Genomic DNA, 20116 nt, shown 5'->3' on the forward strand with positions numbered 1-20116 from the left:
TTACATCGGCGTCTTGCTGTAGCCAGGAAATACCACTTTCAGTTGTTGTCCGAGCTTTCCAGGTACGCCTCGATCTTTCCCGTTATGGATAAGGTTCACGGCACCGCCATCACTAAAATCGATGGCGATTTTTTTATTGCCCTTAATGGCATGAACTTCCTCTGGCTTCAACTTGATGCGCTCAAGCGGTCCTCCATCCACACGGAACAAAATATTCACGTGATCAAGGGCTTGGATAATGACCTCTTGGGGGTTGATGGGGAGCTTCGTAATTTCTTCGGCCATAGCGGATTGACGTTCAGCTGCTGGTAGCGAGTCTGTTTTTTGTTCTACAATTTTTTCTTGGTTATTCAGATCAGAAGCCGCTGGTTTCTCTTCTGGAGTTTTTTCTGCAACCGGGGGTGGTTCCGGTGGGGGTGCCGGACTCGTTTCGTTTGAGACTTCTTTGGGCACTGTGACGTCAGTTTCTTTTTCTATGGGCAGATCTTGTTTAACCGGTTCCTTGGGTGTTTCGGCTTCAAGAGTTTGCTCTGAAAATTCTGCGGGGGCAGTGTCTTCTGGAGGAGCATTTTCTGTAATAGGATTCACGGAGGTTGGGGCGACTTGCCTTTCATTTTCGTACTTTTCTATGGTGTTTTTTATTCCGGCAATAATGAATATGAGTAAAATTACAGCTGCTGCGGCCAGGGCATTAGAAGCTTTGAGGCGACCCTGCAAAAAGGGAAGGCGCTCTAGCCAGGAAGGTTGGGGCGGAGGGGTCTCTTCGATTTGATGAGACGTCAAATGGTCATCCACGATACCCATTTCTTGGTTGAATTCGCTCATGATTTTGTCGGCATCGAGCTTGAGGTAAGTGGCATAGGTTCGAACAAACCCACGCAAAAAAGTAAGAGGTGGCATATCATCGGTAGCCCCCTCTTCCATGCGTTCAATGACTCGGGCACTGATTTTCGTTGCCATGGACACTTCACTAATAGAGATGCCCTGCTTTTTTCGTGTGCTTTTTAGGACTTGGCCCGTTTGCTTCATACGTTTGAAACCTATTTCATAAGCTCGATGATTCCTCGGGCTTGTTTTGAATAAATACCATCGGGTTGAGATTTCAGCAGTTCATTAAGGCGTGTGAGAGCTTCTTCTCGATTCCCAGATTGATAATAGCTAAGAGCACCATAGTACCGTGGCTCATCAAAGCGTGGATCTTTACATAAACTGACGCTGCGATCAAATGCCTGGGCCGCGGCCATGTATTGTTTTTCTTCATAAAGAGTGCGCCCGTAATAATTATAGCTGATACAATTTTGATCATTAATAGAAATGGCCTGTCGGATGGCTTCTTTGGCTTTTTCGAAATCTTGATTTTTAAAGTAGGCCATACCTAAATTGGACCAAGACCGATCAGGGAAAGCGTAGGTGAGGTCATTCACGCAGGTTTTTAACTCTTGTATGGCTTGTGGGTAGTCGCCTTGTTCAATCAGAATTCGGGCTAAATTGTTTCTTGCTTCAGTGTAGGCCGGATCGAGTTGTAAGGCTCGACGGGCATGGCGTTCGGCATCAACGAGTTTGTTTCGTACATAATAAGCCAGCGCCAAATTGTTTTGCACAAGCTTGTTGTCGGGATCTTGTTCGTGGGCGTTGAGCAGTTCTTTTAGAGCCAGAGGGTAATTGCCGTTGGCGAGATGAGCCGTTCCGATTTTTAGGTGAAGGTGGGCTCGCTCTTGGCGCTCCAACACCTGCTGTGAACCGCAACCGACCAAGTAACTAAATATGACTGATATCGCTCCGATTCTTGTCAACATACTAAAAAAACTAACAAATTTTTAATTGATGCGCAAAATCACTGACTGATGCGTTGAGTTAGTTTCGCGAAGGTGACCTCAAAACTCAGCGGCCATCAATCCCTTACTTAGGGCTGTCTAAATATGTTTGAGCAACACGATAGACTCAATGTGGTCGGACTGAGGAAACATATCTATGGGCTGAAGACGAACCACATTGTATAGAGATTTCAACTTACCTAAATCCCTCATAAGGGTGGACGGATTGCAGCTAACATAAATGATGATGGGCGGCTGCAATCGAAGCAACTCGTCCATCACTTGATTCTCGCAGCCCTGTCGGGGTGGGTCGAGCACCATCAACGCAGGACGGGGGTCTAGTGAGCCCAGAAAATCAGCTACATCGGCACATTCTAGGGTGGCCCGAGCCCCCAAAGAAGGGTCCATCCACTTACGTCCCATACTACAGCTAGTGTCGCTGAGCTCTACCCCGGTTACAGATATGTTGGGAAACGCCTTTGCCAGTGGCCAGGTGATGTTTCCAGCTCCGGCGTACAAATCAAAAATTTGTGAAAACTGATCAGAAGATTCCTGGGCCCACATCACTACGGTCTCGATGAGCTTTTCGTTCTGAGCTGCATTCACCTGGGCAAACAACAAGGTGCCTGGGTCTTTTTGTGTTTTTCGAATGTGGATTTTATTATCAAGCCCTCGGGCCACTTCAAAGCGTGTCATTTTGTCTTGGTTTTGAGTTTGAGATCGCACCTCGGGAAGGGCCTCAATAAGTGACTCTTCAGAAATCAAACAATCTTCTATGGGGATAAAGCTGTTGGTTCCGCGAGCATAGTAACCCACGAGGCCATTTACCGAGTGCAGTTGAATTCGGTTTCTGTACCTGAACTCGTTTGGCGACGGCAAAATGGGCAGTACAGTCAAGGTCTGGTCAGGTAAGTTTCTAGATACAAAATCGTTAATGATCTGCTGTTTTTGGAACAGTTGCTCAGAGTATTCAACGTGTTGAAGGGGACAGCCGCCACATTGATGGGCCACGGGACAAGGGGGTGTGCGTCGGTGCATCGAAGAAGAAATCACCTCAACAACCTTAGCTTCGGCAAAAGTTTTTTTGACAGTGGTGATGCGAGCTTTGACGGTTTCTTCAGGAGCTGCGCCCTCTACAAATACAACAAAGCCGCGGTGTTTGCTAACGCCGCGGCCCCCATTGTAGGATAGTTTTTCTACCCTCAACTCTAGTTCATCACCAACATTCATTTATTTGTTTACGAGTTCGCTTTTTTCAAAAAACAACGACAGTTCGCGCTCGGCACTGGCGGGGCTATCGCTACCGTGAACGGCATTTTCACCCACATTGTCGCCGTAGAGGGCTCGAATGGTTCCAGGCGCGGCATCTGCCGGATTCGTGGCGCCCATTATTTCGCGATTTTTACTAACGGCGTTTTCTCCATAAAGAGCCATCAGCATGACTGGTCCAGAAGTCATAAACTCAACAAGTTCGCCAAAAAATGGGCGTTCGCGATGTTCAGCATAGAACTCTTCACATTGACTTCGTTCTAGGCGAACGAGTTTAGCTGCCGCAATTTTAAGACCACTTTCTTCGAACTTATTGATAATGGCACCCATGGCGTTTTTCTTTACGGCATTGGGTTTAATAATACTAAAGGTCATTTCCGCAGACATGAATCTCTCCTAGTTATGCGCGTTTTTACTCAATTTAAACTGTCTTTCAGGGTTTTGCCGAGATCCGCCGGGCTGCGAGCAATTTTGCAACCAGCCGACTCCAGTGCCTCAAATTTTGCGGCGGCGGTTCCTTTGCCTCCGCTAATAATGGCCCCGGCATGACCCATTCGCTTTCCAGGAGGTGCCGTAGCACCGGCTATAAACGCTGTCACGGGTTTTTTAAATTCTCTTCTAATGTATTCAGCGGCATCCTCTTCGGCGGACCCACCAATTTCGCCAATCAGAATCACCGCTTCGGTGTCCGGGTCGGCATTATACAGTTCCAGTACATCAATGAAATTAGTTCCATTGACGGGATCTCCACCAATTCCCACGCAAGTGCTTTGTCCCAAGCCAAGCTGGCTCAATTGCCATACGGCTTCGTAAGTGAGTGTTCCAGAGCGCGAGAGAACACCTATCTTGCCGGGTTTATGAATATGGCCTGGCATAATACCGATTTTACATTGGCCGGGTGTAATCACGCCGGGGCAGTTAGGTCCTACCAGGCGAGATTTTTTGCCCTCCATAAACCGTTTTACTTTAACCATGTCGAGCACCGGGATTCCCTCAGTGATACAAACAATCAATCCAATTCCTGCATCAACAGCTTCCATGATGGCGTCAGCGGCAAATGGTGGCGGTACATAGATCACGCTAGCTGTGGCACCAGTTTTTTCTACACACTCTTCTACAGTGTTAAATACAGGCAAATTAATGTGTTGAGTGCCACCCTTGCCAGGAGTGACTCCACCCACCATATTGGTGCCGTAGGCCACAGCTTGTTCTGAGTGAAAAGTACCGTTGGCCCCAGTAAACCCTTGGCACATCACCTTTGTGTTTTTATCAATAAGAATAGACATTAGTGGCCTCCTTTAATGGCCGCGAGAACTTTTTCTGCAGCATCGGTGAGATCATCAGCGGGAGTTATATTCAAGCCACTCTCAGAGAGGAGCTTTTTGCCCAGTTCAACGTTGGTGCCCTCTAGGCGAACAACCAAGGGGAGCTCTAACCCGACTTCTTGGGTGGCCGCGATGACACCCTCGGCGATAATGTCGCATTTCATGATGCCGCCAAAAATGTTTACTAAGACGGCTTTCACGTTTGGATCTTTAAGAATGAGCTTAAAGGCCGCGGTGACTTTTTCTTTGTTGGCGCCTCCACCCACATCCAAAAAGTTGGCGGGCTCTCCGCCATGTAGCTTAATGATGTCCATGGTGGCCATGGCTAGTCCCGCTCCGTTCACCATGCAGCCCACATTGCCATCCAGTTTAATGAACGCCAAATCGTATTCGCTGGCTTCCACCTCGGCCGGATCCTCTTCAGTGAGATCACGATACTCCACAACTTTGGGTTGACGATAAAGTGCATTGGAGTCGAAATTCATTTTTGCATCGAGCGTGATTACATCGCCGTCTTTTGTTGTGACCAAGGGATTGATCTCAGCCAACGAGCAGTCGCTAGCGACAAAGGCATTGTAGAGAGAAATAAAACTATTCACTGCTTTATTCACAAGTTTGCCTTCCAGACCCACGGCAAAGGCAAGTTGTCGCGCTTGAAAGGGCATCAATCCGGTCACAGGATCCACTGTGACCCGATGGATTCGCTCAGGTGTCTTGGCAGCCACCTCTTCAATATCCATTCCGCCTTCGGAGCTTGCCATCATGGTGATCCTGCTGGTTTCACGGTCTAAAAGAGCGGCTACGTAGTATTCTTTTTCAATGGCACAGCCTTCTTCAATGAGTATTTTGTGAACCGTTTTACCCTCAGGCCCTGTTTGATGAGTGACCAAATTCATTCCCAAAATATTTTCAGCGTGTGTGCGAACCTCGTCCAATGATTTGGCCACTTTCACGCCACCACCTTTACCGCGACCACCGGCGTGGATTTGGGCTTTGACCACCCAAACGCTACCTCCGAGATTTTTTGCTGCTGATACGGCTTCATCTGCCGTCGTGGCTACTTGTCCTTTGAGGGTTGTCACCCCAAACTGGCGAAGAAGTTCTTTTGCTTGATACTCATGAATGTTCATTCTGTTGCCTCTTAATATTCAAGTTTACTTAGATCGGCCACTAAGCCTTTTACGGCCTCAATGGAGTTATTTAATCCAGCTTTTTCTTCTTCGTTGAGTTCGAGCTCTACAACCTCCTCAAGTCCGTTGCCTCCCAACTTACACAAGACGCCGACAAACAAGTCTTTGACGCCATATTCACCTTGTAAATAGGCCGCACAAGGCAGAATCCGCTTTTGGTCCTTTAGAATGGCTTCGGCCATTTGCACCGCGCTCGCTGAGGGAGCGTAATAAGCCGATCCCGTTTTTAATAGTCCAACAATTTCTGCTCCCCCTTTGCGGGTTCGGTCAACAATGGCATTGACCTTTTCTTCGCCCAACATTTCAAGCAGGGGAACGCCGCCCACAGAGCAATGTCTTGGCATAGGCACCATGGTATCGCCATGACCACCTAAAACAAAAGCCTGCACATCTTTAACACTGACATTTGCCGCTTCGGCCACAAACGAACGAAATCGAGCACCGTCGAGAACGCCGGCCATGCCGATGACTCGCTCTCTTGGAAACCCGAGAGTTTCTTTCGCAACAAAGGCCATCGCATCAAGGGGGTTGCTGACAATAATCACCACAGCGTTAGGCGAGAACTCGCGAATGCCCTCACATACAGTTTTCACAATTTTGGCGTTAGTGGCTAGCAGGTCATCACGACTCATACCCGGTTTTCTTGGTAGACCAGCTGTTACAATGACCACATCTGACCCTGCAGAGTCTGCATAACTAGCCGTGCCAGTCACTTTTGAGTCAAACCCCTCCACAGGTGAGGCTTCGAATAAATCAAGGGCCTTACCTTGCGCACTTCCCTCATTTATATCTAATAGAACCACATCACCCAATTCTTTAGCTGCTGCCCAGTGAGCGCATGTAGAGCCCACAAAACCAGCTCCCACAACCGTGATTTTCTTTCTTTTGTGAAGCATAAGCCCATCTACCTTTCTGTTAAACATTTGAAGAGGTGTCATTGTAGGTATGACAACCTTCAATGTCACCATTCAATGATTTGCTACATGCCACATTATTTGTCACAATATTCGCAGCGCATGTGATAGTAGTTCGTGAGTGAGTGGGGAATTGGGCGTGGCGTCAACGATGATTCAGCTTCAAGATGTGTCCATTAGTTTTTCTGGAGAGACCCTCCTGTCAGGGGTCAACCTGTCGGTGGCTCCAGGAGAAGTGTTGGTGCTTGTTGGCCCAAGCGGGCACGGCAAATCCGTGCTGTTAAAGTTGATGGCGGGGATTCTTAAACCTAGTTCGGGAAAGGTTTTTGTTGATGGTAAAGACATCAACGCCCTGCCGACCCGGGAGCACGAAGAGCTCGTCAAACGAATGGGCTTTCTATTTCAAAAAAATGCGCTGTTTGATTCCCTCACCTCGGGCGAAAATATTGCCTTCCCCATGCGTGAAACAACCAAGCGGACTGAAATTGAGATACAGGAAAAAATAGACTGGTTTTTACATAGAGTTGCAATACCTCACGCCAAAGATCTTTACCCGGATGAAATTAGTGGAGGAATGCAAAAGCGGTTGGGCATTGCGCGGGCCTTGGTATTGAATCCAGAGATCATATTTTACGACGATCCCACCGCCGGGCTTGATCCCATCACCAGCCGGATGATTATTGATTTGATTTTGGAACTACAAAAAGACAACAATTCTACTGTGGTGGCAGTGACCAATGATATGAACCGGGCCTATCAGATGGCCGACAAGATAGCGATGGTTGTGGATCGTGAGGTGATTGTCACGGGTTCGGTCAAGGATACTCAAGCGCATCTGGATCCACGGGTGAAGCAATTTATTCGTGGTGACCTCAATGGACCGCTCACGGAGAGCCCGTGATTGAGTTCAAAAATTTAGTCAAAAATTTTGGCAGCAAAAAGGTTCTGAAGGATATCTCGTTTTCAGTGCCAAAGGGCGAGGTGCTCTTTATCTTGGGAACCTCTGGGACCGGAAAATCAGTGCTACTGAAAACCTTGGTGGGTTTATTGCGTCCCACCAGTGGTGAAGTGTGGGTAGATGGCGAAGAGATCAGTCATATATCTGAGGAAGCTTATTTAGAAATTCGAAAGAAGTGCGGGATGGTGTTTCAGCACCCGGCCTTATTTGATTCCCTCACTGTTTTTGAGAACGTGGCTTTTGGGTTAAGGCGTCATTATAATTGGACTGAGGAGAAAATCCAAAAAAGAGTGCGAGAGTGCCTGGCACTTGTGCACCTTAAGGACGTAGAACATAGACTCCCTCAAGATATTTCCTATGGAATGCAAAAGCGGGTGAGTCTGGCTCGAACTGTCGCCGTTGGTCCGCAAGTGCTTCTCTATGACGAGCCCACAACGGGCCTCGATCCAGTGACGACAAATGCTGTTAATCAGTTGATTCTCGAGTTGTCTAAACAGCTCCAAGTTACATCGATGGTCGTCAGTCATGATATGCACTGTGCATTGGATATAGCTGATCGCATTATTGTTTTGGATCAAGGTCAAATTGTAGAAGAAGGAACTCCCGCAGAACTCCAAAAAAGCAATCAACCATTGGTGAAGGAGTTCTTATCTGAGGTGGTGGCCGGTGGTTAAAGGTCTGACAAATGTGGTGACCGATATGGGTGGTGGCCTACTTTTTTTGGGTGATGTTTTTAGGGTCGCCGTAAAAAAGCCACCGAGTCTTCATATCGTTTCTGAACAAATTTGGCGCGTGACAACCCAAAGCGTATCAACCACGGCCATGGCTGGTTTTTTTGTGGGGGCGATCTCCACGGTGCAATTCACTTTGCAGGTAAAGGAGTTTGGGGCGCTTGGATATTTGGGTGGTCTCTCAACAAGCGGCACCATCCGAGAGGTGGGGCCACTCTTGATTGCCTTTATGTTGAGTGGAAAGGTGGGTGCCTTTACTTCAGCGGAGTTGGGGACGATGCGGGTGACCGAACAGATTGATGCCATTCGGTGTCTGGGCGCCAATCCCCTTCAAGAAATCATCTTGCCACGTTTTTTGGGTATTATAGTTTCCAGCTTCTTTTTGCTCGCAGCTGGGTTGATGATGTCCATATTAGGTGGGCTATTGATGGGAATGGTTTTTTCAGGAATCAATCCCGATGAGTATTTGCGCCATATTCCGACCATTGTCACTTGGTCATCTATCGTGAGTGGGCTGTTTAAATGTTTTGTATTTGCTTTCGTTTTGGCTTCCATCTGTACTTATAAAGGATACACGACCACCGGCGGCGCCAAGGGTGTTGGGCGGTCGGTGGTGAACACGGCAGTGGCGACCATGGTCGGGATTGTTGTTGCAGATTGGCTGACTAGTTTTATGGGTGAAATTGCAATGAGGTTGTTTCTCGGGGAGTGACTTTGGTATCAGCGTTGGGAAATCACATCATCAATACTTTCTCTGCACTTGGAGAAATGGTGGACCTTGTCTCAAAGACAATAGCGTACACAGTCAGGCCCCCATATAGATTTAAAGATATAGTGCACCAATTGCATTTCGTCGCCGTTGAGAGCGCACCCATTGTGATACTCTGTGTGTGTTTTGCGGCAGTTGTGACTATTATTGAAGCCTCATTCCACATGAAAATGGTGGTTCAAAATGATGCCCTTGTGCCGGGTTTTGCAGCACTTTTAATCTTGCGTGAACTGGGTGCTGTTGTTGCCGCGTTACTTGTGACATCACGAGTCGGGGCTGGCTTGGCCGCAGAAGTGGGTTCGATGCAAATAACAGAACAAATTGATGCCTTGCGGATGTTGGGAATCAACCCCATTCGATTTTTGGTGGTGCCACGATTCGTAGCCTGTGTGCTTGGTGGCTTTGTTCTTTCCATATTGGCCAATCTTATTTGTCTCTATGCCGCCATGTTGGTGAGTCAATTTATGTTGGGTTACTCACCAGGTGGTTTTTTAATGGGAATGCGAGCCTTCGTTGATTTTAAAGATCTCGTTTTTGCCGTGATCAAGGGCACTGTATTTGGAGCGGTGATTCCATTGTTCAGCTGCTACTATGGGTTTCGATGTCAGTCTGGAGCTGAGGGTGTGGGCTTGGCCACCACCCGAAGTGTAGTCGCTACATCCGTGGCCATTATTGTTTTGGATTTTTTATTGGGTTGGTTGTTTTCATACTTTTACTAAGGAAGAGGAATAATGAAACCAGAAACGAAAGTAGGCTTACTTTTTATATTATCAATGATCTTGGTGGTGGTTTTTGGCTATTACCTGGGCGTGCTTAATCCCTTCTCTAATAGCAGAGACGTATATGTGGGTTTCAATTTTGCCGGCGGCATAGAGGTGGGCTCACCCGTTCGGGTCATGGGTGTTAAAGTGGGCAAGGTGAAGGCCGTGGATTTCATGCCGCAGATGAAGGTGGGCGGCGAGGAAGTTAAGCTTCGCGTCAAAATCTCTGTGGATCGCATGGCGTGGGAATCCGTACGGGAGGACAGTCAATTTTACATTAACTTGGCTGGCGTCATCGGCGAGAAATTCTTAGAAATTACACCAGGTTCCATTGAACAGCCGGCTCTTAAAGCGGGCGCTACGGTGCGCGGCGTCGATCCGCCAAGGATTGACCAATTGATTTCTCAAAGTTACGGATTGGCGGGCAAGATATTGGAGTTTGTTGAGACAAATGAAGGGTCAGTGATCGACACGATCAATACCCTTAATAAGTTGGTGGTCAATTTTGATCAACTGTTGAAGCAGTTGGAGTCTACCAGCAGTAAGGCAGATCTTATAAAGCTGCTACGCAATATGACGGTGCTTACCGATGACCTTGTGTATTTCACCGGTGAGCTTCGTGGTCCGGAGGGGCAGAAAACTTTGAAGCTCGTCAATCAGTTGATTTGGCGGCTAGATGAACTTGATGCGAAGGCCATCAAAAAGTTTCTGCAAGACGAGGGCATTAAAGCTAAATTATTTTAGCGCAAATGGGGCAATAGCGTAGGGGAGGTTAGTTTGATTAGGCGAGTTGTAGTTTCGATATCTATATGTATGGCGGTTTTTTCTTTAGCCAATGGGGCTAATGCGGCCATTTTAGTGGAAGAGGCGGGGCAATCGCTTTATTCAGCATCCGAAACAAAAATTTCTTCGGATGTCCTCGACTTTAGGTCCCATCGGCGGGTGGGATTTGGTTGGGCCGCAGCAGGAGCACTGGGGCTTTTGGGTTTGCAGTTGGAGTTGAACTTCACTCCAGATGTGAGTGTTGTTGGTGGATTCGGAATATCCCGCGGCTTTCAGGCGTTCTCATTTCAGGTAAAAAGAGTGTTAGCTGGAAAATGGTTTGCTCCTTATGTCGCTGGCGGATTTGCCCGCTGGTACAATGTGGGACACAACGGAGCCATGGTAGATTCTAGCCCCGACTTTCTTAGCCAAAGATTTTTATCTGAGACCGAGCGTCAGACGGGTCAGTTTGGTGAAAACATGATATTCCCATCGGCGGGTATTCAATATCTACAATTATCTGGTGATTGGGCCGGAGCTTCTTTGTATGCCGAGGTGATGATGATGATTGATATGGATGACTTTGTCGCCGCTCCCACAGCCGGTTTGGGAATGATGTACTACTTTTAACTGGATCGTATTCGTCGCAGTTTTGGGTAAAAAAAAACCCTCGGCAAAGCCGAGGGTTTTTTTGTCTTAAGTAGTAATAAATTACTTCTTACGACGAGCAGTTTTCTTAGCTGCTTTCTTGCGAGTGGCTTTTTTAGCAGCCTTCTTGCGAGTAGCTTTTTTAGCTGTTTTCTTTGCAGCTTTTTTGCGAGTAGCTTTTTTAGCTGTTTTCTTAGCTGCTTTTTTACGAGTAGCTTTCTTTGCAGTTGTAGTTGTCTTCTTAGCGGCTTTTTTTCTTTTCTTCGCTGCCATGTATATCCTCCTGGGATGTGTTCTTTGTTGTTTACCAAAGTTGGTTACATCTAAAAGTGTACCCACGTGACTCTATTCGTCAATCAAAAATATTTCTTTAGCTTTTTTTTTGCATGAAGGGTGTTTTGTGGAGGTGAACAGTGAGTTGGATAATTCTCATTCAAATTGTATCCGGATACTGTTTTTTTGTCCGAACATTAGACAATTTCGCACGAGAACTGGAAATTTCAGCAAGTATGCTGACAAAATTTGGCACTGCATATTCCGTATGGGTTATTTTAGGAGTCAAAATTTTGTCTTTATCATCTTCATCACTTGCATGTTGGATTCTGGTACCCACCCTCTTACCCTTTGTTATCAAGGCATTCCGAGTTTGGTGGTGGAAAAAAAACTTAGCTAAGCAGTTTTATTTATTCATCAATGAAATTGTTTTGAACATGCACTCGGGGATGTCTTTGCGGCAATCAATGCGGATGATTTTGCCACAAACGCACCCCAGATTTCGCAAAAGATTGGAAAAATTGACGGAATTTGTTGTTTTTTCGCCACACATTTCGCCAAAAACTTTTCTGCCCGAAGAGTGTGAATTGATCTCTGTACTAAAAAAAATAGATCAAGAGACTCATTCGGGACTTCAGCACATCGAAAATTACCGGAGAAAACTAAAAATCACTTTAGATTTTCGACATAGGTCCGGACAAATTTTGGGTCAAATTCGTCTTCAAGCCATCATCTTGAGTGTTTTGTATTCCATCTTGTTGGCCTATTCGATTCAGCAACGATCGTTTTTTGAATATTTGGAGCTCACTTTTCTATCCATTGGACTCTTCATGTTTGGTTTATTGTGGATATTTTGGGCAGGTCGGAGAATTAAATGGAAGATTTAGCGCCGCCACTGAAGTTCGTACTCGCTCTTCGCGTGGGCCTTGAGAGCGGAAACAGCGTGAGTTCCACGATTCAGAGATACACGAAGGCCCACCGAGATGACTTTTCTCAGGCGCTGGAGAGGATGTTGTTCGATAGGAACCGCGGTATTGAAAATCCGGATTGGATAAATTCAATGCCGAGTGTCTACCGGCGAGCGATTGTTCGATTGATCATCCGGGGACTGCACGGGCAGCCGATTCTCACTGAAGTTGCGGCCATTGAAGCGGAACTTGTTGCGGCCTGTGATATTGAAATTGAATCCACTTTGCAACGACTTCCCGTGATCACTTTGATTCCATTGTTGCTGATTCAGTTTCCAGCATTTTTGATCTTACTCATCGGCCCACTTCTGGGCCAACTCATTAAGGGGTTACAATAATGGATACATATAAAATTTCAATTTTCTTCGGTGCTGTGTTGTTGTTGGTTGGCTCGTTCACGCGGGCTGAAATCCCTGAAAAATCTGAAATTGATACCAATCAATTGGTTGCCATTCGTGCCCTACAGCAGGAGAAGCTCGCCAGCGAAGAGATTAAAATTTGGCAACGGGCCTGTAAAAATCAAAAAGACCTTGGGTTCCCCCCAACCTTTTGTTATGCGGCCCCAGAAGCCAATCATTACGAACTGGATCGACGGTGTATCGCTACAGCAAAAAAGCTGTCCTCTGAGAAACTGATCTATCGATTTTTGCAAGCACCCAAAGTCTCAGATTTGTGTCGGCGACATCTGGAGGCGCGGCGTAAGATTCTTGTGTACAAGAAATTATTGCCTTAATTTTTGGCAGTAATCTTGAAAGTAATAAGGTTATGAGAACGTCAATGGTTCCAGAGAAAATGCCTTATCAACTTGAAAAATGGCTCGGACAGGGCACGAGCGCTACTGTGTTTCTAGCTAGCCGAGTGGACGAGGTGTCCGGAGCGCGACAGCAGGTGGCCATCAAGTTTCTTAATTCCGAGAAGTTGGTCGAGGCATGGAGACAAGAGCTTCAAAGTTTGCAACAAGTGGATTCCCCCTATTGCCTCCGCTTGTTGGGATTTGAGCGCTTTTCCGGCAAGCCAGCAATCATCTTGGAATATGTAGAGGGATTAAGTCTTCGGCAATTGGCAGAATGGGGGCCCCTATCTGAGGATCTAATGGTAGAAATCATCGCTCAAGCTCAACAGGGGCTTAAAGACTTAAATCAAAGAGGACTTAATCACGGAGATTTGAGCCCCGCTAATATGATGATAAATACATCGGGGCAGGTGAAACTTTTAGATTTTGGATTGGCAAACAGTTCACCCCAAGGACGACAATTTACTCCACCCTTCGCGGCCCCTGAAGTTTTATATGGCGAACCTCACAACTTGTATGCCGACTATTTCAGCCTGGGCCTGGTTATGTCGTTTCTGGGTTTTTCTCAAAAAAAACTTACAGGATTGTTACACCCCGAGCCTCATCGGCGCACGGGTTTAGCCAGCGAATCTTGTCAGGAACTGCGTCAGGTCTTGGGAGAACTAGTAAAAAGTAGAATGCAGGAACTTGCAGACAGAGAAGCCAAAACCAAGGTCCAAGAACAGCAAAGATCTCATCCTTATTACGCCTTTGGAGTGCTTACATCTATTATATATATTTTTTTAGTTATGGTGCCGGGATCGCAGTCCTGGTCCATGGTCGTGCCTGGCGAAGGCCAGGCACGGCTTTCCGTATATACAAATGAATGGACCGAAGTCTATTTAGATGGCCAGCGTCTTGGTTACTCACCTATTAAAAACCTTGCCATCAAACCGGGTGCCCATCGTCTGAATTGGAATCGGAAAAATAACTCTGGCGAGTCTACGCTGACCATTTTGCCCGAAGAGAGTCTAGTTCTGGGCGATCAAGATTTTGTTGGTTTCTAGAATTATGTATTTAATCGAGGCGAAGTTTCACCTCTTTGACTAAGTCCTGGGGTCCACCTATTGTGAAGGCACGCTTCGAAGAAGCCAACCGCCGCGGGAGCCCACCTGCAAAAAGGCTCAGACATTCGTTCGGCAGCAGTGCTCGCTTTTAGCGAGCACTGCACCGATCCGAACTCGCTTTTTGCAGATGGGCTCCCGCGGCGGTTGGCTTCTTCGAAGCGTGCCTTTAGATTTTACTTTTGGAGTTGTTCTTGGATATTTTTCAGTCGATTTTTTTAGGGATCGTTCAGGGTCTTACTGAGTTTTTGCCCATTTCTAGTTCTGGGCACTTGGTAATTTTTCAAGAATTGCTAGGCGTGGAGCAGCACAGTATTGCTTTTGATGTAGCGGCTCATTTGGGGACCGTCTTGACGGTCATCACGCTCTATTTTGCAACTGTGCGCCAGATGCTTTGGGAGGTGATCACTTATCCTTCTCATCGACGGTTCACTCCTGGCATCAAGCTGATGTTATTGATCGTCGTGGGGAGTGTTCCAACAGCCATCATTGGTCTGAGTCTTAAGGATATGTTTGAGTCGTTGTTTTCTAATTTGTTGGCTGTGGGTATTTTTTTGACAATCACGGGTTTGATTTTGTTTTTAACTCGAAACAAGGCTCGCATTTCACGGCATATTGATGTGCATAGCCTCGAAGACGTAAAGGCCATGCACTACTGGCAGGCAGCACTTATTGGTGTGGCGCAAGGTATGGCTATCGCGCCTGGAATTAGTCGTTCGGGATCGACCATAGCAGCGGGCTTGGCACTGGGAATCGATCGAAAAACCACGGCGCTTTTTAGTTTTATGTTGTCATTGCCGGCAATTATGGGCGCTGGATTATTGCAGTTGCGTCATATTACCAGTTGGGATCACCAAGTGTTGTTGAGCTTAGGTGTGGGCTTTTTGACGGCCTATTTATCGGGTTTGATGGGCTTATGGGGAATTTTGTATTTTGTAAAAAAAGGCCGACTTGAATATTTTAGTTATTATCTTTGGGTTGTTGGGCCGGCAGTTATATTCTGGAGCCTATGAGCCACCAGCCGCCGCGCCGGAACCCATCTGAAAAAAGGCTCAGACATTCGTTCGGCAGCAGTGCTCGCTTTTAGCGAGCACTGCACCGATCCGAACTCGCTTTTTGCAGATGGATTCTGGCGCGGCGGCTGGCGGATCATGGGCATCCAAAGGGAATCCGATACCTTTTGGATGGGGAGGGGAAAGATATGGAAACTACAAAATCATGGAACTTGCAAAAAGAACAATTGGAAGTTCTCGAACAACTTGTTGAAGAGCTCATGAAAGACGAGCCCTGTGAGGATACGGTCAAGTCGTATATGGGTCAGACAGGGATTCCCTATACATCTGATCCCATTGAGCGTATTAACGTTGTGTTGAGAGCCTTGAATTTTTCAGAACCAGAGAGAGAAGTTTAGTTATGACTGATAGGGACAATCAAAGTTTAGGATTTGAGACCCGGGCCATTCATGCCGGTCAAAAACCAGATCCCACAACCGGCGCCATTATGACTCCCATTTATTTATCAAGCACATTTGTGCAGGAGTCACCCGGCCATCATACAGGATTTGAATACAGCCGCACCGGAAATCCCACTCGCACCGCTTATGAAGCATGTATTGCAAGCCTTGAAGGTGGACGATTTGGGTTTGCATTCGCTTCAGGTTGTGCCGCTTCAACAACAGTGATGCATATTCTTAAGGCCGGCGACCACGTGGTGGCCTGTGACGACATATATGGGGGAAGCTTTCGGCTTTTTGATAAAATCATTCGAAACAACGGCATCGATTTTAGTTTTGTGGACCTCACCGATGTAAACCAATTTGCCGCAGCCATTAAGCCTGAGACTCGTCTGGTTTGGATCGAGTCGCCGACAAATCCCATGTTAAAACTCATGGACATCAAAAAATTGTCGGAGATGGCGCACAAACACAATATTTTGGTGGCTGTTGATAATACATTTATGAGCCCCTATTTTCAAAAACCATTGAGCCTTGGGGCCGATATAGTGGTTCACTCGGCGACAAAGTTTATTAATGGACACAGCGATATAGTAGGCGGCGTGATTGTGACCGATCGTGATGATCTGGCCGAGAAAATCGCCTTTTTGAGTAATTCTATGGGACCGGTAGCGGCGACATTTGATTCTTATATGTGTTTGCGAAGTTTGAAAACTTTGGCTGTGCGGATGCGAGCGCATCAAGAAAATGCCATAGCCATAGCCCAATTTTTAGAGGGCCATCCCAAAATAGAAAAAGTCATTTACCCAGGACTGGCCAGTCATCCCCAACATGGTTTAGCTAAAGAGCAGATGTCAGGTTATGGGGGCATGATCAGTGCCTATTTAAAGGGAGGATTGTCAGAGGCACGAGCCTTTTTGGAAAAGGTAAAAATCTTCAGCTTGGCGGAGAGTTTAGGCGGAGTGGAGTCCCTTGTGGAGCACCCTGCGATTATGACCCACGCCAGTGTGCCCGCAGAAACTCGACGGGCCCTGGGCATTGCCGACAACTTTGTGCGATTGAGTGTGGGTATTGAGACCCAGGATGACCTGATAAAGGATCTTGAACAGGCACTATGACGCAGCTACTAAATGGCTATAAATTGACTTTTTAGCCAACGAGCGGGTAGAGATAGGCCTTTGCGAAAATTTATGGCTCGGTAGCTCAGTCGGTAGAGCAGAGGACTGAAAATCCTTGTGTCGGCGGTTCAATTCCGTCCCGAGCCACCAAAAATAAAAAAGCCCGAGTGGGCTTTTTTTATTTTTGATGGTTTGGCCGAAGCCAAACCATGATGGTCTCCGACCTTCTCCTCGCTTTGCTCGTCGTGCGGTCTCGACCACAAGCTGCATCAAAATGCTTTGCATTTTGCCGCAGTCTTGAAAGGTTCAATTCCGTCCCGAGCCACTCGTGATCTTTATACAGTACATTTTTTTGTTTGGGTCACTCAAAAAGCCCTTTGGGCTTTTTTTGTTTTTTTGGATTGAGTTTATTCCCTTTCATTTAACTTATGCCACTAGTGCGATGACGACCCCGGGGTTGAATTCTTGCGCAAAGTGTCGTAGTTGTTTCAGCCTTATGGATTTATTGGCTGAAGTTCGACGTAATCCTTTCTTGTTGGCTCCTATGGCTGGAATTACCGACTGTGCCTTTCGCAGTTTTATGCGGGAGATGGGCTGTGGTGCGGTGGTGACGGAGTTGGTGTCGGCAACGGGGTTGCAGTTTAACTCTGAGAAAACTCGAAAGCTGATGGCGTTTGCTGAAGACCAGCACCCCGTGGGGGTTCAGATTTTTGGTGATGATCCTTCTCACTTGGCAGAAGCCGCCATTCAGGTGGAGGCCGCCGGTGCTGATTTTGTGGATCTTAATTTTGGTTGCCCGGTTCCGAAAGTGGTGAAGAAGGGGGCTGGGGCTGCCACGTTAAAAGATCTCGTTCATATGCGAGAAATTCTTCGCGCTATTAAAAAGTCAGTATCCATTCCTGTCACCATTAAGATTCGCACTGGTTGGGATGAAAAAAGCAAAAATGCAATCGATGTGGCTCAGCTGGCTTTTGATGAAGGTATAACCTGGGTGGCAATTCATGGGCGGACGCGAGCAGCCGGTTACTCTGGGTTAGCTGATTGGGATTATATTTCAGAGGTAAAGGCAAAAAGCCCCCTTCCCATTATAGGAAACGGCGATATTCGGTCTGCCGAGCAGGCCTTAGAAAGATTAAATCAATCGGGGTGTGATGGCGTGATGATCGGGCGGGGTTGTCTAAAAAATCCGTGGGTCTTTAGAGAGGCTATGGACCTTTATCAAGAACGACCCAGTCAGTACGAGCGAGACTTTACTTGGCTTTTCGGCACTCTTCACCAGCAATTGTTGAAATACGCTGATGACCGCATTGTGCCACTGCAAATTAAAAAGTTAGCGGCTTGGTATTCTGCTGGCTATCCTGCATCTGCGCAGTTCCGAAAAGAGATTTTTCAGCAGAAGGATCAAAGTTCAGTTTTTTCTATGGTGACTGACTATTTTTCCACAATTGCACATCTTCCCGCACCCGACACAAGTGGTGAAGCGTTTTTAATGGGTGGACACGGCTGATTCTACAGGCGTAACCTATCATCATGAAAAATGTGATTGAGGCAAAGAATCTCACCAAATCTTTTGGACCCCATCGAGCCGTAAATGGTCTCAATTTAGAAATCCGAGAAGGTGAATGCTTTGGGTTGCTGGGGCCAAATGGTGCAGGAAAATCCTCAGCTATGCGGATGTTCTATTGCGTGTCGCCGATTACATCGGGAGAGCTTTACGTTCTGGGTTTGGACGTAAAAAGAACTCCAAAAAAAATCAAATCGTCTATCGGAGTAGTGCCACAAGAAGATGGGCTCGATCCCGATTTTAGCGTTTTAGATAATCTCCTCGTATTTTCTAGATATTTGGGGCTCGATCCGAAAAAAGCAAGAGTCAGAGCCAACGAACTACTGAGGCTCATGCACCTAGAAGACTATGCAGATCATCCTGTGGATCACCTCAGTGGAGGAATGCGCCGCAGGCTAACCATCGCAAGGGCGCTTCTGAATGAACCAAAGATGTTGTTTTTGGATGAGCCCACAACAGGGCTCGATCCTCAGGCACGCTACTGGATCTGGGAGTTTTTAAAGGATCTTCGTTCAAAGGGCACAAGCGTCCTCTTGACGACCCACTATATGGAAGAGGCAGAAACTCTTTGCGACCGCCTGGTGATTATGGACAAAGGCCGAGTGTTAGCGCAGGGGACGCCCCGGGATCTCATATTGGAACTTGTTGGCCACGAAGTGATTGAGTTTGAAATTCCCATAGTAGATCAAAATTACTATTTAAGTCAGCTCAAGGATAAATTCGCCTATCAGATATTAAATCAACGAGTGCGACTCTTTGTAAAAGGGGCAAAAGACAAACAAATGGCCCTTACAATTATCAATAGTGATAAGATTATTATTCGAAAATCTACTTTAGATGATGTGTTTTTAAAGCTAGCTGGACATGAACTCCGCAACTAGGAAAACGAAATGGTCTTAAAGAAAACTTTTCCTATCGTGTTTGATTTATTCACCTTTCCCGACTGGGGACGGGGAGTATTAAGCGTTTGGTGGAGAAATTTTCTCTATTTTCGGTATACTCTTTTAGTTTCTTTCTTTTGGATCATTATAGAACCTGTTCTTTATTTGGGCGCAATCGGCTACGGCATTGGCGTAATGGTGGAACGAGTAGACGGAATGCCTTATCTGCAGTTTTATGCACCAGCATTGATGGCTATTACGGGAATGTTTGTGGCTTATTTTGAAGGGACCTATGGAAGCTTTACTAAGCTAACGAGACAAAATACCTATGGTACGATTCTGCTTACGCCCATATCAGCACAAGAAATCGCATTGGGTGAAATACTGTGGGCCGCAAGTAAAGGATTTTTCAGCGTGATAGGAGTGACGCTTGTGATGGCTGCCATTGGACTTATAAAAACCTGGATGGTGATTCCGGCTCTGGCGATCAATGCCCTCGTCTGCTGGCTGTTTGGTGCATTTGGGGTACTAATGGCAGCGTACGCGAAAACCTATGATAGCTTTATTTATTCTCAGTCGGCAGCGATTGTACCCATGGCCTTATTCAGTGGCACCTACTTTCCACTCACTCAATTGCCCGTGGTGGCACAAAAAGCGGCCCTACTGTTGCCTCTCACACATGGGGTGGCGGCAAGTCGAGCCTTGATGTCAGGGGTGCCCACTCCATCGGTGGCGTTGAACGCGGCTGTGCTGATTACACTTACAGTTCTTGTTACAAATTGGGCTGTGGCACAAATGCAGCGGCGAATTGTATCGTAACAA

General features: G+C 46.8%; 24 protein-coding genes and 1 tRNA gene. 17 read left to right on the forward strand and 8 right to left on the reverse strand.

The features are described 5' to 3' along the window. From H6626_12260 to mdh, 7 genes are all read right to left on the reverse strand, one after another. Nucleotides 1–1029: a helix-turn-helix domain-containing protein gene (locus tag H6626_12260; protein ID USN46960.1), complete on the reverse strand. Its 1029-nt coding sequence runs from the start codon at nt 1027–1029 to the stop codon at nt 1–3. An 11-nt stretch (nt 1030–1040) separates the two neighbouring features. Beyond that, nucleotides 1041–1796 carry a tetratricopeptide repeat protein gene (locus tag H6626_12265; GenBank protein USN46961.1) on the reverse strand — a complete coding sequence of 252 codons (756 nt, stop codon included), beginning with the start codon at nt 1794–1796 and terminating at the stop codon, nt 1041–1043. Nucleotides 1797–1913: 117 nt separating this feature from the next. Beyond that, the gene (locus H6626_12270; GenBank protein ID USN46962.1) at nt 1914–3044 is read right to left on the reverse strand and encodes a class I SAM-dependent RNA methyltransferase; all 1131 of its coding nucleotides are present in this window, start codon (nt 3042–3044) and stop codon (nt 1914–1916) included. Further along, complete coding sequence (gene ndk, locus H6626_12275) at nt 3045–3470, reverse strand: nucleoside-diphosphate kinase (GenBank protein ID USN46963.1); 426 nt, start codon at nt 3468–3470, stop codon at nt 3045–3047. It abuts the gene before it with no gap. Nucleotides 3471–3499: 29 nt separating this feature from the next. Continuing rightward, nucleotides 3500–4369 carry a succinate--CoA ligase subunit alpha gene (gene sucD, locus H6626_12280; GenBank protein USN46964.1) on the reverse strand — a complete coding sequence of 290 codons (870 nt, stop codon included), beginning with the start codon at nt 4367–4369 and terminating at the stop codon, nt 3500–3502. Then, a complete protein-coding gene (sucC, locus tag H6626_12285) occupies nt 4369–5538 on the reverse strand; it encodes an ADP-forming succinate--CoA ligase subunit beta (GenBank protein USN46965.1) in 1170 nt (389 codons plus the stop codon). The genes sucD and sucC overlap by 1 nt, the downstream gene beginning before the upstream one ends. An 11-nt stretch (nt 5539–5549) precedes the next feature. After that, nucleotides 5550–6494, reverse strand: coding sequence for a malate dehydrogenase (gene mdh / locus H6626_12290; GenBank protein USN46966.1), 945 nt, complete (start codon nt 6492–6494; stop codon nt 5550–5552). A gap of 169 nt (nt 6495–6663) precedes the next feature. Between mdh and H6626_12295 the strand changes: the two genes are divergently transcribed. From H6626_12295 to H6626_12320, 6 genes are read left to right on the forward strand one after another with little or no spacing between them, the layout of a single operon-like run. After that, nucleotides 6664–7413 carry an ATP-binding cassette domain-containing protein gene (locus tag H6626_12295; GenBank protein ID USN49027.1) on the forward strand — a complete coding sequence of 250 codons (750 nt, stop codon included), beginning with the start codon at nt 6664–6666 and terminating at the stop codon, nt 7411–7413. Next, complete coding sequence (locus tag H6626_12300; GenBank protein USN46967.1) at nt 7410–8144, forward strand: ABC transporter ATP-binding protein; 735 nt, start codon at nt 7410–7412, stop codon at nt 8142–8144. Before H6626_12295 ends, H6626_12300 begins: the two co-directional genes overlap by 4 nt. A gap of 25 nt (nt 8145–8169) precedes the next feature. Next, complete coding sequence (locus H6626_12305; protein USN49028.1) at nt 8170–8913, forward strand: ABC transporter permease; 744 nt, start codon at nt 8170–8172, stop codon at nt 8911–8913. A gap of 56 nt (nt 8914–8969) precedes the next feature. Next, nucleotides 8970–9689: an ABC transporter permease gene (locus H6626_12310; GenBank protein ID USN49029.1), complete on the forward strand. Its 720-nt coding sequence runs from the start codon at nt 8970–8972 to the stop codon at nt 9687–9689. A 12-nt stretch (nt 9690–9701) separates the two neighbouring features. Next, on the forward strand, nt 9702–10475 hold the full coding sequence (locus H6626_12315) for an MCE family protein (protein ID USN46968.1): 774 nt from the start codon (nt 9702–9704) through the stop codon (nt 10473–10475). Nucleotides 10476–10508: 33 nt separating this feature from the next. Then, complete coding sequence (locus H6626_12320) at nt 10509–11123, forward strand: hypothetical protein (protein ID USN46969.1); 615 nt, start codon at nt 10509–10511, stop codon at nt 11121–11123. An 81-nt stretch (nt 11124–11204) separates the two neighbouring features. Here the strand turns inward: H6626_12320 and H6626_12325 are convergent, their stop codons facing one another. Next, entirely contained in the window at nt 11205–11414 is a 210-nt protein-coding gene (locus H6626_12325) for a hypothetical protein (protein ID USN46970.1), read from the reverse strand. A gap of 587 nt (nt 11415–12001) precedes the next feature. Between H6626_12325 and H6626_12330 the strand changes: the two genes are divergently transcribed. From H6626_12330 to H6626_12380, 11 genes are all read left to right on the forward strand, one after another. Next, on the forward strand, nt 12002–12301 hold the full coding sequence (locus H6626_12330; GenBank protein USN46971.1) for a hypothetical protein: 300 nt from the start codon (nt 12002–12004) through the stop codon (nt 12299–12301). Continuing rightward, nucleotides 12289–12720 carry a hypothetical protein gene (locus H6626_12335; GenBank protein USN46972.1) on the forward strand — a complete coding sequence of 144 codons (432 nt, stop codon included), beginning with the start codon at nt 12289–12291 and terminating at the stop codon, nt 12718–12720. The genes H6626_12330 and H6626_12335 overlap by 13 nt, the downstream gene beginning before the upstream one ends. Next, nucleotides 12720–13115: a hypothetical protein gene (locus H6626_12340; GenBank protein USN46973.1), complete on the forward strand. Its 396-nt coding sequence runs from the start codon at nt 12720–12722 to the stop codon at nt 13113–13115. The genes H6626_12335 and H6626_12340 overlap by 1 nt, the downstream gene beginning before the upstream one ends. 32 nt (nt 13116–13147) lie before the next feature. Then, nucleotides 13148–14221, forward strand: a complete 1074-nt coding sequence (locus H6626_12345; protein ID USN46974.1) for a serine/threonine protein kinase — start codon at nt 13148–13150, stop codon at nt 14219–14221. A gap of 251 nt (nt 14222–14472) precedes the next feature. After that, on the forward strand, nt 14473–15291 hold the full coding sequence (locus H6626_12350; protein USN46975.1) for an undecaprenyl-diphosphate phosphatase: 819 nt from the start codon (nt 14473–14475) through the stop codon (nt 15289–15291). 188 nt (nt 15292–15479) lie between these two features. Next, nucleotides 15480–15689 (forward strand): hypothetical protein, encoded by a 210-nt coding sequence (locus tag H6626_12355; GenBank protein ID USN46976.1) that lies wholly within the window; start codon nt 15480–15482, stop codon nt 15687–15689. Nucleotides 15690–15691: 2 nt separating this feature from the next. After that, complete coding sequence (locus tag H6626_12360; protein USN46977.1) at nt 15692–16849, forward strand: cystathionine gamma-synthase; 1158 nt, start codon at nt 15692–15694, stop codon at nt 16847–16849. A 74-nt stretch (nt 16850–16923) separates the two neighbouring features. Beyond that, nucleotides 16924–16999: transfer RNA gene (locus H6626_12365), tRNA-Phe, on the forward strand. Between the two features lie 346 nt (nt 17000–17345). Then, the gene (dusB, locus tag H6626_12370; protein ID USN46978.1) at nt 17346–18356 is read left to right on the forward strand and encodes a tRNA dihydrouridine synthase DusB; all 1011 of its coding nucleotides are present in this window, start codon (nt 17346–17348) and stop codon (nt 18354–18356) included. A 23-nt stretch (nt 18357–18379) separates the two neighbouring features. Further along, a complete protein-coding gene (locus tag H6626_12375; GenBank protein ID USN46979.1) occupies nt 18380–19294 on the forward strand; it encodes an ABC transporter ATP-binding protein in 915 nt (304 codons plus the stop codon). 9 nt (nt 19295–19303) lie between these two features. After that, complete coding sequence (locus H6626_12380; GenBank protein USN46980.1) at nt 19304–20113, forward strand: ABC transporter permease; 810 nt, start codon at nt 19304–19306, stop codon at nt 20111–20113. Nucleotides 20114–20116: the final 3 nt, after the last annotated feature.

The organism is Pseudobdellovibrionaceae bacterium (assembly GCA_023898385.1).
GTDB lineage: Bacteria > Bdellovibrionota > Bdellovibrionia > Bdellovibrionales > UBA1609.